General features: G+C 55.2%; 13 protein-coding genes. 5 read left to right on the forward strand and 8 right to left on the reverse strand.

The annotated features are described in order from the left end of the window. Nucleotides 1-20 precede the first annotated feature (20 nt). The gene (locus WC184_10525) at nt 21-1,142 is read left to right on the forward strand and encodes an acyl-CoA dehydrogenase family protein (GenBank protein MFA7478306.1); all 1,122 of its coding nucleotides are present in this window, start codon (nt 21-23) and stop codon (nt 1,140-1,142) included. Nucleotides 1,143-1,213: 71 nt separating this feature from the next. Beyond that, nucleotides 1,214-1,420, forward strand: a complete 207-nt coding sequence (locus WC184_10530) for a hypothetical protein (protein MFA7478307.1) — start codon at nt 1,214-1,216, stop codon at nt 1,418-1,420. Nucleotides 1,421-1,534: 114 nt separating this feature from the next. On the opposite strand, the gene WC184_10535 is transcribed toward WC184_10530, so the two are convergent. Genes WC184_10535 through WC184_10550 form a run of 4 tightly spaced genes read right to left on the reverse strand, consistent with a single transcriptional unit; the run spans nt 1,535 to nt 6,035 of the window. Continuing rightward, nucleotides 1,535-1,990 carry an SRPBCC family protein gene (locus WC184_10535; GenBank protein MFA7478308.1) on the reverse strand — a complete coding sequence of 152 codons (456 nt, stop codon included), beginning with the start codon at nt 1,988-1,990 and terminating at the stop codon, nt 1,535-1,537. Between the two features lie 8 nt (nt 1,991-1,998). Then, on the reverse strand, nt 1,999-2,970 hold the full coding sequence (locus tag WC184_10540) for a nitronate monooxygenase (GenBank protein ID MFA7478309.1): 972 nt from the start codon (nt 2,968-2,970) through the stop codon (nt 1,999-2,001). Nucleotides 2,971-3,015: 45 nt separating this feature from the next. Beyond that, nucleotides 3,016-4,251, reverse strand: coding sequence for an NAD(P)/FAD-dependent oxidoreductase (locus tag WC184_10545; GenBank protein ID MFA7478310.1), 1,236 nt, complete (start codon nt 4,249-4,251; stop codon nt 3,016-3,018). After that, nucleotides 4,248-6,035: a VanW family protein gene (locus WC184_10550; protein ID MFA7478311.1), complete on the reverse strand. Its 1,788-nt coding sequence runs from the start codon at nt 6,033-6,035 to the stop codon at nt 4,248-4,250. The genes WC184_10545 and WC184_10550 overlap by 4 nt, the downstream gene beginning before the upstream one ends. 214 nt (nt 6,036-6,249) lie before the next feature. On the opposite strand from WC184_10550, the gene WC184_10555 reads away from it, so the two are divergent. Together WC184_10555 and WC184_10560 are read left to right on the forward strand one after the other, a co-directional pair. Next, complete coding sequence (locus WC184_10555; protein MFA7478312.1) at nt 6,250-7,176, forward strand: SDR family oxidoreductase; 927 nt, start codon at nt 6,250-6,252, stop codon at nt 7,174-7,176. 34 nt (nt 7,177-7,210) lie between these two features. Then, nucleotides 7,211-8,068, forward strand: coding sequence for a MaoC/PaaZ C-terminal domain-containing protein (locus WC184_10560; GenBank protein MFA7478313.1), 858 nt, complete (start codon nt 7,211-7,213; stop codon nt 8,066-8,068). 127 nt (nt 8,069-8,195) lie between these two features. On the opposite strand, the gene nucS is transcribed toward WC184_10560, so the two are convergent. The 4 genes from nucS to ettA are packed head-to-tail and all read right to left on the reverse strand — an operon-like array spanning nt 8,196 to nt 12,973. After that, nucleotides 8,196-8,855, reverse strand: coding sequence for an endonuclease NucS (gene nucS, locus WC184_10565; GenBank protein ID MFA7478314.1), 660 nt, complete (start codon nt 8,853-8,855; stop codon nt 8,196-8,198). A 7-nt stretch (nt 8,856-8,862) separates the two neighbouring features. Continuing rightward, nucleotides 8,863-10,473, reverse strand: a complete 1,611-nt coding sequence (locus tag WC184_10570; GenBank protein ID MFA7478315.1) for an AarF/UbiB family protein — start codon at nt 10,471-10,473, stop codon at nt 8,863-8,865. Then, entirely contained in the window at nt 10,464-11,291 is an 828-nt protein-coding gene (locus WC184_10575; protein MFA7478316.1) for a 3'(2'),5'-bisphosphate nucleotidase CysQ, read from the reverse strand. Before WC184_10575 ends, WC184_10570 begins: the two co-directional genes overlap by 10 nt. Before the next feature lie 2 nt (nt 11,292-11,293). Continuing rightward, a complete protein-coding gene (gene ettA, locus WC184_10580; GenBank protein MFA7478317.1) occupies nt 11,294-12,973 on the reverse strand; it encodes an energy-dependent translational throttle protein EttA in 1,680 nt (559 codons plus the stop codon). 136 nt (nt 12,974-13,109) lie between these two features. Here ettA and WC184_10585 point away from each other — a divergent pair, with 136 nt between their 5' ends. Next, on the forward strand, nt 13,110-13,766 hold the full coding sequence (locus WC184_10585) for an HAD-IA family hydrolase (GenBank protein ID MFA7478318.1): 657 nt from the start codon (nt 13,110-13,112) through the stop codon (nt 13,764-13,766). Nucleotides 13,767-13,807: the final 41 nt, after the last annotated feature.

The raw sequence follows: 13,807 nt of genomic DNA on the forward strand, positions 1-13,807 counted from the left end.
CCTCGGCTAGCGTGGCGTACGTGGATTTTGAACTGCCTAGCGACGATGATCCTCGTCGACTAGAGATACGTGAATGGTTGGCGAGGAACCCTAATCCAACCGGTAAAGAATTGGCGGAAGCAGGCCTGGTAGCACCTCATTGGCCCAAACCATATGGGCTTGATGCCGCGCCAATGCATCAGCTAATTATCGATGAGGAGTTGAAATCGGCCGGGGTGGCGCGGCCGAGCAACACCATTGGCATTGGTTGGGCTGGTCCCACCATCTTGCATGCCGGAACAGAGGAGCAAAAAAGCAGATATTTGCCTCCGCTGCTCTCCGGTGAAGAGATTTGGTGCCAACTCTTCAGCGAACCTGAAGCAGGTTCCGATTTAGCTTCGCTTCGAACTACCGCCACCAAAGATGGCGACACTTGGGTCATCAACGGCCAGAAGATTTGGAACTCGGGTGCGCACGCCTCGAAATTTGGCATTCTGATTGCCCGCACTAACGCCGATGTGCCCAAACATCAAGGTATTTCATACTTTATCTGCCCTATGGATGCACCGGGGGTAGAAGTGCGACCAATCGTTGACATGACCAGTGGCCATACCTTCAACGAAGTATTTCTTACCGATGTTCGTCTCGGCGCCGATGCCCTGGTGGGTGAAGAGAACCGTGGTTGGGCGCTTGCCAAGGTAACGCTAGGCAACGAGCGGGTTTCGCTTTCTAGCGGAGGTGCCTTGTGGGGTATGGGTCCCACCGCTGAAGATCTCTTGGATGTAGTGCGAAAATCTGGAGGCTGCACTGATCCGATCATGCGCCAAGAATTGGCTGCACTTCACATTGAATCGGAACTGCTGCGCCTAATTCGATTGCGTACTTTAACGGCGGCCATCAAGGGCGAAGCTCCGGGGCCCGAGGCGTCCATCCGCAAGATCTTGGCTGATGAGCATGGTCAACGCATCATGGGTGCTGCCAAGTCCTTGACCGGTGCCGGCGGCATGTTGTCGAGCCATGGACCAATGGGCGACGAACCTGCGTTGTGGCATTATGGCTTCTTGTTCGGCCCGGCCTTAACCGTGGGTGGTGGAACCGGTGAGGTGCAACGCAACATTATTGCCGAGCGCGTTTTAGGCCTTCCCCACGATCCTGGCGCATAATGCCATGAGTCCTATGCTAGTGGCGGCCTCGCCACGGTGGGGTTTAGCCAAAACCAGGAGACACCGTTTTCGTGCCTAATACCAAAAGTGAAGCCAACGACGAGCTGAAGCGCCACCAAAAAGTGGTAGCAACCACCGATCTCATTGGGGTACCCGCGGGCACCAAAGGCAAAGTTTTGCTAGTGAACGGAATCGGCCCTTGGATCCGTTACCGCGTGCTCTTTGAAAACAACGTAGAGCGCGGCAATGTGCTTCGCAGTGAAATCGAGCCACGGTAGGCGGCCAAGCGCTGGTCAAGTGTTCAGTCACGCTTGATGGGCTGTTTTGAAGTTAATGTTTGGCGGCGGTTCAACTAGGTTGAACCGCACGGCCAATTTTGGTGTCAGCTAAGTTTATGCCTCGGCCTCAACCAGGCGTTTTAGGTTTTCCAACGAGGCAGTGATGTTGCCTTCATGACGTTTGGGGAAACCGGCCAATCGCAAGGCCCAAGGGGCTTTCGAGGTTGATAGATCGAAAGTTTCGGTGACCAGTGAGTGGCCCGAAGGCAGTTCACGAATCGTGTAGCGCCAACGATGACCACCAAAGTGTGCCCAAGCGATGTTGTGATTCAGCTCGAATTCAACCACACGAGAGGTCATCTTGTAGCGCACACCGAACATTTTCATCGACATGCCAAAGCGATCACCGTTAGAAAGTTCGGTCGGCCCGAAAATAGCTGCCTTCACGCTTTGATCCCCCGAAATTTCGGCGTGGTGAGCAGGTTGGCGTAGGTAATGAAAAACCTGCTCTGGTCTGGCCTCAATTTCGATGGATGCCCAGGCTTGGTCGCGATCGCTGTGGCTATGCATGCCTGTTATTAAACCAGGTGATACGAATTAAGCTTGCCCAACACGGCTTCGGCTTCTTCAACAAAGCGCAATACCAGCTCTCCAGCCGGAACAACCTCTCCAATAGCGCCGGCGCCTTGGCCAGCTGGCCAAAACTCTTTAGATGGGTCAACTTCGGTGGAAGAATCGGCGCCTAGATGGTTGGCCCCATCGGTAACCGAGCGCATAAATTGCTGTGGAAAAGGTTGCAGCTCATCAGGGTTATCTTCCCAATATTGGGTGTAGTCGTTTCGTACCACCCGACATGTTTTACCGGTGTAGCCACGTGAAATTACCGTGCCGTCATCGGGCAGGTTAAGCAGGGTTTCTTTATAACCGGGGGTGGTCCGAGCCTCGGGCGTGGCGATGAAGCGGGTCCCAATCCAGACTCCGTCAGCGCCAAGTGACAACGCTGCTGCCAAACCCCGTCCGTCTACAATTCCACCAGCTGCCACTACCGGTACTCGATCGCCGACGGCATCTACAATTTGGGGCACTAATGCCATGGTGGCCACTTGACCAGTGTGTCCGCCAGCTTCGGTGCCTTGTGCCACCACAATGTCACAGCCTGCTTCCACCGCTGCAATAGCGTGGCGGACCTTGCCACACATATTCATAACCAGCACATTGTTGGCATGGCATAGGTCGATGACATCGCGTGGTACACCAAGGCCCGCCACAAATACTTCGGCACCACCATCGATAATGGCTTGTACCTTGGCTTCTAAATCGCCGGGAGAGGCCGTAAGAAGGTCAACTCCAAAGGGTTTTTGCGTGGCTTTCCTGACTCGGGAAATTTCTCCTACCATTTCGTCAAAACCCATGGTAGAAGCGCCCATGCAGCCAAAACCGCCAGCTTCGGTGACTGCGGTTACGAGTTCGTGATAAGAAACTCCGCCCATACCCGCCAGCATTACAGGGTGCTCAATTTGTAGAGCTTCAGTTAAACGTGTGCGTAACATGGCAACAGCGTAGCGCTCGGGCGAAAGCCACGACGCTGCGACTGCTTAGTTCCTAGGCGCGAATGCCGCTGGGCCGCTTAACGCTCCGCGTTTCCAATGTGAAGGCATAAAGGCAATACCGCGAGGAGAATCTTCAAATAACCAGCGTGCGAACTGTTGCCGGTTCCAAAGCGAGAGCCCGATCACTCTGATGGCGGTTTCAGCTCGCCACGGAGCAGCAATTATTTTATTTAACAGACTCGCCATGCGAGCATCGGCAAACAAGGTTTGTTGCAGTGCTTTCTCATAGGCCAAAGCCACGGTTTGCACCTCATCGACCGTCGGGCTAGAGCCCTGGGTTAAACCCACCGCGTCGGCAGCCAAACGTCCGCTTAACAAGGCTTGGCCGATGCCTTCGCCCGTTAACACGTCACCTGCTCGCACGGCGTCGCCCACGAAAAGGAAACGCCCCCAAGTAGGGGTCGCGGCGGTGACCCCGGCCGGAATAGGCCAAGCACGGTGGGTGTCTTCAGGCTCAGCGTGGGTACCAAGTACCCTTAGAATCGCTGGTCTTTTCAACAGCTCAGGCCATAGACGGGCTAGTTCAGCGCCCTTCATTCGCTCGCCTCTCAGCACCCCAAAACCCACGTTGGCGCCATTCTCACCAACTGGAAACGACCACACGTAGCCAGGCAACAGATCGGGTTCAAACCAAATATGAAGGTTGGATGAACCCGGTGCGGTGTTGGTGAAGTATTGGCGGAAAGCGTGCCATTCGCCTCGGTATCCACTTTGGGCGGCACCAAGCATCCGCGCTAATGGTGACCACATGCCATCGGCCCCAATGGCCCATCGGGCGCTTACCTCACCTAAGTTAGAAAAACCCAGCTTAACGGCGGTGGCATCTTGGCTGGCGCTGGTAAGTGAAGCCCCAGGGAAGAATTGAACCCCAGTTTCGATGGCGGTTTGCAACAACGCATCGTCAAGTTCCATACGCCGTGTTACCGCGGCAAAAACGCCGGGCCCCCTTGGCAATGGTAGCGAAACGATATGGCGATAAGGCGAATGTAAGACCGCCTCGGTGACCGTGGTCCATGACGGGACCACGGCCGGTTGAAACCCGAGACTTTCCAGCTCACGCAGGGCCAAGGTGGTGAGCCCATCACCGCAGGTTTTATCGCGTGGAAATTGTGCTTTGTCGAAAAGCCCGACGCTGAAACCTAAGCGTGTTAGATGAATAGCGGTTGCGGTGCCAGCCGGGCCAGCGCCAACAATCACTGCATCAAAATCTAGTTGGCTCATTCCTCATCGTCCGGTGACGCGGGGGAGCTGGGCGGCGGTGATGGCTCTTCAGGCTCGGTGGCTGGGGGTGTGGTGGGAGGTGGGGGTGTAGTTGGGGCTGGCGCCGTGGTGGGCACCGAAGATTCGCCCGAACAATTCTCGCCTTCCACTCGGCGATACAGAGCACTCACGCTGTCAACCTTGACCGTTCCGTCGAGGTAGCGGCGTGTTCTTTCGGTGCGCACCCGCGTGCAGGTGCCTTGGGGTTCTTTTGATTGCGCGGTCTGTTCAACATCCACATATTTGGTGGAATACAACGTCACCGTGATTTCAGTGTCGGTGTATGTCGGCCAAATCAATATGCCATAAGGCGTAGTGTTTCTAATCTGCAGGTCGGGATGCGGCCACGAAAGCGTAGCTTCTCGGCCGTAAGGGTAGCGACTGAAATAAATGGAGTGCGACTGGTATTCGCCATAATCCAACCCCGCGAAGAAAGCCGCGTTGAACAAAGCTGTGGTGAATTGCGAAATGCCCCCACCGAGCTGGTCGACCATCACTCCGTTGGTGATGCCCCCAGCGGCCACATAACCTTTTTCGGTAGTTCGTTGGCCGACATGGCCGTTAAGCGAAAAGGTTTCGCCCGGTAGAATCAACACTCCACGAGTGTCGTCGGCAATCTTGTGGATATTGGTAACACGGTTTTGGCAACAAGCATGAGCCGAGGTGAAGGTGGCTACAGGCTCGACTACACCCAAGCTTTCGGCCCATTCCAAACCTCGTTGCTCACCAGCTTGGCGCAATTCAAGGGTCACTCGGCTTTGGCCTGAGCGAATGGCAGTGTCAATTAGATCGGCCGAGTCGGCGCTACAACACATGGTGGAATCATCGCCGGGGGTAAAGACTACTTGGCCGTTTTCTACGCTGAAACGCGAATCGGTTCCCATAGAACCTGATTCTGAGAATGCACCTCGAACGTAATCGTCAAGCAGATCTTGGTTGAAAGACCATTTAACATCGCCGGGCTTACTGGCCGAATCCAATTCCACCCAGCCTCGCAGAACCTGTGGTTCAAAATGCTGTTCTTCATCTTCCACGACCACGGTTAGACCGGCCTTGGTCTGCTCATCGGCTTCTGCGATGGCACCTTGAACATCTTCATCAGCCAGTAGAGGCTGCACTGGTACTAGCGGCGGTGCCACCGAAATCACACCGTTATTGGCTCGAGCGGCTTCTTCCGTCAATACCGCTGCCAGCTCTTGAATGTCGATACCTTTACCTTCAACACCTGGAACCAAACTCAGCGTTCCAGCTTCGGCATCGATGCTTGGCTCAATGGCCGCAACCTTGCCCGGAATAGAAAGGGCAGCCACTTCGCTAGTCAAGGAAGTTTCATCCACGCTATAACGTGAGGTTACGGTACGGTCGCCAAAGAAGCTACCGACCCATGCTAAGGGGCGAACAATCACGTTGACCTGCGGTTTTTGCACCACCTTGGCGGTTGATTCGCGGTCGAAGCTAATTCCTAAGTCGATAGCGTTAACCGCTACGAATTGATCGGTTGAACCCAACCGCACCTCAGCATTTGCCAGCTCTTTCGATTTCTCATCGAGGTGAGCTTGGAGCTTTTCTTTGCTGAAGCCCGCGATATCCACGTCATCTAAGCGTGTTCCACGCGCAACCTGTTTCCCGTTGAACCCAGGATCCAAATAAGACGCCACCAATAATGCTGCATAGATAAGGACGAGCGCGCCAGCCGATACGGCTAATGCTAAACGTCCCCGAATCGAACGGGATTGTTGTGCCATTGTGCTACATATCGTACATATGTGCAGCGCAAGATAGGTATCGACAACGCAAGTTGAATTCTTGTATTCGTAGCGGTGTTGTGCCGGTCAGCTAGTACTGCTGACCGTTGGCCAAGAGCCGGTGCCAGGTGGCACACTTTAGTATCTACCCGTGCTGGCTCGACCAGATGTAATACGAGACAGCCGACAAACGATTCAGGAGAAGAATCACACGATGGGAATCCTCGACGGACGCGTAGCTATTATCACCGGCGCAGGCCGCGGCATCGGGCGTGAGCATGCCCTCATGATGGCCGAACAGGGCGCCAAAATTGTTGTTAACGACCTCGGCTCGGAAATGGACGGCTCTGGTGGCGGCTCTGGCCCAGCTGGTGAGGTTGTAGAAGAAATCCGTGGCATGGGCGGTGAAGCCGTTGTAAACGGCGATGACGTGAGCAGCTGGGAAGGTGCTCAGAACATGGTGAACCAGGCCGTTGAAACCTTCGGTGACCTGAACATCGTGGTGAACAACGCCGGTATTCTGCGTGACCGCATGCTCACCAACATGACCGAAGCCGAATGGGATGCCGTGATTCAGGTTCACCTGAAGGGCACCTTTGGTCCGAGCCGTTGGGCGGCTGCTTACTGGCGTGAACAAGCCAAGGCTGGCAAAGAAACCTACGGTCGTATTATTAACACCACCTCACCTTCTGGTATCTACGGCAACGTGGGCCAAACCAACTATGGTGCCGCCAAGGCAGGCATCGCGGCCTTCACCGTAATTGCCGCCCTCGAGCTGGCTCGTTACAACGTCACCTGTAATGCCATTGCCCCCGCGGCGCTCACTCGTATGACTGAAAACCTGGGCATGGGTCAGCTTCCTGAGGAAGCTAAAGAGCAAATGTCCCCCCGTTGGATTGCTCCCATTGTCACCTGGTTGGCTAGCCCCGAAGCCGAGAAGGTAACCGGTCGCGTCTTCGACGTTAGCGGTCGTGCGCTTTCAATTTCAGAAGGCTGGCACCGTGGCCCCACCTCGGAACCAACCGATGATCCCACCAAGATGGGTGCCATCGTGGCCGAGCTTATGGCCAATGCCCGCTTGAATGCTGACATGAGCGGTGCCGACGCTGAAGGCCCAGGCCGCCCAGGCAAGTCAATCTAATTATCAGGCTCATAGAGGCAAATAGGGGGTAGTAATGCCAATTAATCCTGATGCTGTTGGTTCTAAGGGTGAACCGGGTCGTCGAAGCTGGACCAGCAAAGATGCTTTGCTCTACGCCGTGAGCGTGGGTGCCGGAAGCCTTGACCCGGTCAACCTGGAACTTGAGTTCACCACCGAAAACACCAAAGGTGTCCAGCAACGAGTATTGCCCACCATGGCGGTCGTTATGGGTGCTGGCGGTGGCGGTATGGACAAGATCGGAACCTTTAACCCGGCCATGTTGGTACATGGTGAACAAGCCGTAACGCTGCATCGCGAGATCCCCGTTGAGGGCGAACTCGAATCGCAAGGTGAGATCACCGGCATCTACGACAAAGGCAAAGGCGCGGTTGTAGTAACCGAATCGCACGCCAAGCTCGTTGAAACCGGCGAACCACTATTTAGCACCCGTTCATCGGTCTTCATTGCCGGCGAGGGTGGTTTTGGCGGTGATCGTGGACCATCGGGCGCGGTTAACGTGGCTCCAGATCGTGACCCTGACCATGTGGTCACCTATACCACTCGGCCCGACCAGGCCCTCACCTACCGTTTGAATGGCGACCGGAATCCACTTCACTCCGATAAGTCTTTCTCGGACATTGGTGGATTCCCACGACCCATTTTGCACGGTTTGTGCACCTACGGATTCACCGGCCGTGCTTTGTTGCACACCTTGTGCGATGGAGACCCTGCCCGGTTCCGCCACATGGAAGTTCGATTCGCATCACCGGTTCTACCTGGTGACGAACTGACGATCCGCATGTGGAATACCGAAGCTGGGGAAGCGCTTTTCACCACTTCGGTTGGTGACAAGGTTGTTATCAGCAATGGGTTGTGCAAGTTCGACGCTTGATTAGGGGTTGGCTTTGCCAACCTCTTGCAAAACCGGGAACCACTTTGCACCTAGTGTTGGCCAGTACGGCCGCGTAAAACCTAAATTCCGTAGCGGCAGAGGTGGACTCGCAGCTTAGGGAGGTTAGCTAAAACAGTCTTGGCTGTTGAGGCTCGATCCCCCGAAGCTCGTCGTAGTCCACCTCTACGCATTTTATGCCTCGTTGGCTGGCCAGCTCCCAAGCTTGGGGTTTGATCGACTGTGCCACAAACATGCCTTCAACGCTGCCGAAGCTTGGGTCTTTGCGCAGTACTTCTAAATATCGGGTGAGTTGCTCAACCCCATCTATTTCTCCCCGGCGTTTTATTTCGATGGCGATCAAAGTGCCATCGCTTTGGCGACACATTAAATCGACCGGGCCGATAGCCGTTGGGTATTCACGCCGGATAAGGGCCAGATCATCGGCGATGGCTTGGGTGTTAGCCGCTAAAAGCTCTTGTAACTGAAGCTCAACGCCATCTTTCCTAAGGCCCGGATCGACCCCAAGTTCGTGGTTGGTGTCGCTAAAAACCTGGTCGATAGTGATGGTCAGCACTTCACCCTTGGCACCATGCACCACCCATTCCTCATCGCTTTCCACCAAACGATTTGGGGCGTTCATCCAGTTCAACGGTTTATAGGCACCACCGTCGGAATGAATGGCTACACAGCCGTCAGCTTTCACCATGATAAGGCGTTTGGCCATGGGCAAATAGGCATCAAGTCGGCCCACATAGCTGACCGAGCAGCGCGCAATAACTAGTCGCATGGTGTCATCACTTTAGGCTGGCACCGCGTTTGGCGAAACGTTCCCGGATTAACTCGCGGCGTTCTTGTAAATCACGATAGGTGAAGCTTGCTAGGTCGTCACTGCTATCGAGGCCCAAGCCCGCCTTCATAGCGGTGAAGTCAAAATCGACGCTGGTCGGGTCGACCCCTATATCGGCGGCAATGGTTTCGCCGTGGGTGGTAGCGAAATACATGGCAATTCTGCTGATCTCGGCGAACAGATCGATATCCGGTGCCAACCTCGAAATAGCGCCGTCCAAAAAGACCATGTTCTTTACAAAGAGCATGAGTTCTTTTGGGATGCGAGCGCCGTAACCTAACAAGGCTTTCACCACTCGTTGTAGTTCTTCCACCAATTCATCTGGTGAAAGCTGCGTGGGGTCAATCGGGCCTTTTTCGAGGTCTAACTCTACAATCACGGCGTCGAGGTCGGTGTCGGCGGGCAACGCACCTAGGTCACGAAGTGCGGCCAGTTGGCCGGTGATGTTATTTGTGCTGGCCGATAGCAACAAGCGTAGAAATGCTTTACGCCGGTTTTCATTGAGGCGACCGGTGATGCCGAAGTCTAAAAGGGCGGTACGACCGTCGCGAAGCACCAACAAGTTACCGCCGTGCAGATCACCGTGGAAGATTCCGTGCAGCATGGCACCTTCCATAAAGCCCACCATGCCGGTGCGAATAATCTCTTCGGTGTCGATACCCGCTTCTTGCATGCCAACTACGTCGTCAAAGGCAAAGCCGCTCAAGCGTTCCATCACTAGCACGCGACGAGTTACCAACCTCGGATGAGGTCGTGGGATCACATAGGTTCGTTGGTCAAGAGTGGCGAAGGTACGGGCCACATCCAACATGTTTTCGGCCTCAACTCGAAAGTCGAGTTCTTCGGTGATGGTTTCAGCAAATAACTCGACCAAAGCTGGTGGGTTGGCCAGCGCTACCACTGGGATGCGGCCCACTAGAAACGGTGCCAGCCACGACATTACCTGCAAGTCTCGGTGTACAACCTGGCCGACGATGGGTCGCTGAACCTTTACCACCACCTCTTCGCCGCTGCGGAGCTTGGCAACGTGAACTTGGGCAATAGAAGCGGCCGCTAAAGCGTCTTCTTGGATCCACTCGAAAACCTGGTCAATTGGTCGGCCCAAATCTTCTTCGATTACAGCACGCACCGCACTAAAGGGTTCCGCCGGTACTTGGTCGCGACATTTCTTGAATTCGTTGACCAGCTCGGGAGGAAAGAGGCCTTCGCCCGAGGAAATTATCTGCGCCAGCTTGATGAAGGTGGGGCCCAATCGCTCAATGGCCAAACGCATGCGCCGCGACAACCCGGCCCTCGACTTTGACCGGTCTCCAGAGCGTCGCTCTACCAAGGCCCAACCCACAACCGCTAGACCAAGGTGGAACACCACCACCATCAAACGTCCAAGCGGCGGTAAACGACGTTGGCGGGTGAGCGATGGAAGTTGGCGGCGCACCACATCTCGAACGGTTGGCACCGGGGCCCGCCAAGGCATGTTTTTGGGATCCACCAACCAGGGGGCGTGGTTGGAAAATGCGCCAATTGTTAGGTCGGTTGGCGGGTTGGAATCTAATGCCATCGGTTCTGGTACGTGGATCGCTGGAAGTGCTGATGTACGACTGCCAAAATGTCATCGGTGTATTCAGGACGACAGATTAGAAAGTCGGGCAGCCAGGGGTCGGGCTGATTGTAAAGCAGCGGTGCACCGTCGAGGCGTGCCGTGTATAAGCCTACGGCGTTGGCAACTCCAACCGGAGCGCACGAATCCCACTCGTACTGGCCACCGGCATGGGCATAAATGTCAGCCTCTCCGCTCACCACGGCCATAGCCTTGGCGCCCGCTGAGCCCATTGGAATTAGCTCGGCCCCAATGGCCTCAGCAATGAGATAACAGATGTGGGGCGGACGCGATCGACTCACCACCATCCGAGGTGGTCCCTCGTCACGTTGTGGTAGCTCAAGACCTAACCCACTTTGGTAGGTGACACCGACCGCTGGCAGTGCCACCGCCGCTGCCACCGGCCGGTTTTTTTTAACCAGGGCGACATGCACCGCGAAATCACGTCGCGGGTATTCACCGTATTCTCGGGTCCCGTCGAGCGGGTCCACAATCCAGGTTCGTTCAGCCCCAAGGCGCACCGGGTCGTCGGTGCCTTCTTCCGACAAAAGCGCATCACCGGGTGCCAGTTTCGCCAATGCCTGAGCGCACAGACGATGGGCTTGTGCGTCGCCTTGTTGCTCAATTGCCCATCGTGGTGCGCCCTGGGCCACCAGATCAGCCCGCAATGCCATTAACAATTCACCCGCCGCCGTGGCTACCTGCGCGGCAATGGCATGGTCATCTAAGGGTTCTTTGTGGTTATCGGTGGCGTTTGTTGACGGTGGATTCAAAGGCAAATTTAGCTCCGAGCTAGTGGCTTATATTTGATGCGATGCGGCTGATTGGCGTCGGCACCAAATTCTTTACGGCGGAACTCTTCATATTCTGAGAAGTTGCCTTCAAACCAACGCACCTGCGAGTTTCCTTCAAAAGCCAACACGTGGGTCGCAACACGATCTAAGAACCACCGATCGTGACTAATGATAACGGCACAACCAGCGAAGGCTTCTAAGGCGTCTTCCAATGCTCGCAGGGTTTCAACGTCTAGGTCGTTGGTTGGTTCGTCAAGCAACAGCACGTTTCCACCGCGGCTTAGCACCTTGGCCAGATGAACTCGGTTTCTTTCCCCACCCGAAAGTACGCCCACCTTCTTTTGTTGATCAGAACCCTTGAAGTTGAAGCTCGCAACGTAGGCCCGGCCGTTCAGCTCTCGACCCCCAACTTTGATTAAGTCTGAGCCGCCGGTGATTTCTTCATAAAGGGTCCGTTCAGGGTCAAGTTCGTCCCGTGACTGGTCAACATAAGCCAGCTGTACTGTTGGCCCCACCACAATCTCACCACCATCGGGTGTTTCGCTGCCGGTGATCATCTTGAACAAGGTGGTTTTCCCGGCACCATTGGCACCGATTACACCCACAATGCCTGCCTTGGGCAGGTCGAATGATAAATCGTCAATCAGCAAACGGTCGCCGAACCCTTTGGAAAGATCTTTGGCCTGAATAACCACATCACCCAAGCGTTCACCAGCCGGGATTTGAATTTGTAAGGCCTCGCCTCGGCCTTCATTGGCTTTTGATTCGGCCAACAATGCCTCGTAAGCACTCAGGCGAGCCTTACCTTTGGCTTGGCGGGCTTTCGGAGCCATGCGAACCCATTCCAATTCGCGAGCCAGTGTTCGTTGTCGAGCCGACTCGGTTTTTTCTTCTTGGGCCAAGCGAGCCTGTTTTTGTTCAAGCCACGAGGAATAGTTGCCTTCGAAGGGGTAACCCCGACCGCGGTCGAGTTCTAGAATCCAACCGGCCACGTTGTCGAGGAAGTAGAGGTCGTGGGTGATGGCCACCACCGTTCCGGCATAGTCGGCCAGGAACCGCTCTAGCCAGGCCACCGATTCGGCGTCTAAGTGGTTGGTTGGCTCGTCTAACAGCAAAAGATCGGGCCGTGAGAGCAACAAGCGACAGAGGGCTACCCGGCGGCGTTCACCACCGGAGAGGTGGGTTACCTCGCTATCGGAGGGCGGCAATCGCAACGCGTCCATAGCAATTTCTATGTTGCGCTGAAGGTCCCATGCTTGGGCGGCCTCAATTTTGGCTTCAAGGTCGGCCTGTTCGGCACCCAAGCGGTCATAGTCGGCATCGGGGTCAGCCCAGCCCGCCAGTACTTCGTCGTATCGGGTCAGCAATTCTGCTACTTCGCCCACCCCGTCCATCACGTTGCCTAAAACGTCTTTATCAGGGTTTAGTTGGGGTTCTTGTTCTAGTAACCCCACGGTGAAGCCAGCGGTTAGCCGCGCTTCACCCGTGTAGCCGTCATCAAGCCCGGCCATGATGCGTAACAGCGACGACTTACCGGAGCCGTTAGCACCAATGACACCAATTTTGGCACCAGGAAAGAAACTTAAATTGATATCAGAGAGCACGGTGCGGTCAGGAGGATAGAACCGGCTTAGCTTGTGCATCGTGTAGATGTATTGAGCGCTCATGGCTATTGACACTAATCGCTATAAGCCAAGTTCCCCTCGCCGCCATCGTGATCGTGTGCGGCGTGGTGCCGGTGTTAGCGATTAAAGCCGCGTGAGGAACCAGTAGACCCGAGCTATTTGTGCCTACCATCGTCAAATGATTCGTGCTGTGTTGTTCGATTTTGGTGGTGTGATACTTTCGAGTCCGTTTGAGGCCTTTGCTCGATACGAGGCCGAAAATGGCTTGCCGGCAGGGCTTCTTCGTCACATCAACTCAATTAATCCCGATAATAATGCTTGGGCCAAGCTAGAACGAAGCGAAGTTAACCGAGCCGAGTTTGCCCAACTTTTTGAAGCCGAGGTGGCCGAGTTGGGTCACCAGGTTGAGGGCGAGGTGATTCTCAGCCTGCTGAGCGGAGACTTGCGTCCGGCCATGGTAGAGGCTTTGCGTCGCACCAAAGAACGTTTGATGACCGCGCTTTTAACCAACAATTTCTTGGTACCTGCGGAAGCTAAAGGGCTGCCGGTTGGGGAAACCCGACCGAATCGTGCCGCCGCGATTGCCGAGGTGATGGCCCTTTTTGATGTGGTGGTGGAATCGTCAAAGGCCGGGGTTCGTAAACCCGATCCGCGCTTTTATGAGATTGCGTGCGAGCTGCTCGGTATTGAGCCGCATGAAGCGGTGTTCCTAGATGACCTTGGGGTGAATCTGAAACCGGCTCGGGCCATGGGCATGACCACCATCAAGGTGGTAGACCCCGAGGTAGCGATTCGTGAGCTCGAAGAGGTAGTTGGTTTTCCGCTAGGCACCTAGCGGCTTAAGGTGCCTAGCGAAATCTGAAATGTGCTGCTCGG

It is taken from the genome of Acidimicrobiia bacterium, from assembly GCA_041676705.1.
Taxonomy (GTDB): domain Bacteria; phylum Actinomycetota; class Acidimicrobiia; order Acidimicrobiales; family SKKL01; genus Actinomarinicola.

Excerpts from the sequence above, each read along its gene's own strand:
- WC184_10535 (MFA7478308.1), bottom strand. The coding sequence starts at position 1,990 with ATGCATAGCCACAGCGATCGCGACCAAGCCTGGGCATCCATCGAAATT.
- WC184_10540 (MFA7478309.1), bottom strand. The coding sequence starts at position 2,970 with ATGTTACGCACACGTTTAACTGAAGCTCTACAAATTGAGCACCCTGTA.
- WC184_10545 (MFA7478310.1), bottom strand. The coding sequence starts at position 4,251 with ATGAGCCAACTAGATTTTGATGCAGTGATTGTTGGCGCTGGCCCGGCT.
- WC184_10550 (MFA7478311.1), bottom strand. The coding sequence starts at position 6,035 with ATGGCACAACAATCCCGTTCGATTCGGGGACGTTTAGCATTAGCCGTA.
- WC184_10555 (MFA7478312.1), top strand. The coding sequence starts at position 6,250 with ATGGGAATCCTCGACGGACGCGTAGCTATTATCACCGGCGCAGGCCGC.
- WC184_10560 (MFA7478313.1), top strand. The coding sequence starts at position 7,211 with ATGCCAATTAATCCTGATGCTGTTGGTTCTAAGGGTGAACCGGGTCGT.
- nucS (MFA7478314.1), bottom strand. The coding sequence starts at position 8,855 with ATGCGACTAGTTATTGCGCGCTGCTCGGTCAGCTATGTGGGCCGACTT.
- WC184_10570 (MFA7478315.1), bottom strand. The coding sequence starts at position 10,473 with ATGGCATTAGATTCCAACCCGCCAACCGACCTAACAATTGGCGCATTT.
- ettA (MFA7478317.1), bottom strand. The coding sequence starts at position 12,973 with ATGAGCGCTCAATACATCTACACGATGCACAAGCTAAGCCGGTTCTAT.
- WC184_10585 (MFA7478318.1), top strand. The coding sequence starts at position 13,110 with ATGATTCGTGCTGTGTTGTTCGATTTTGGTGGTGTGATACTTTCGAGT.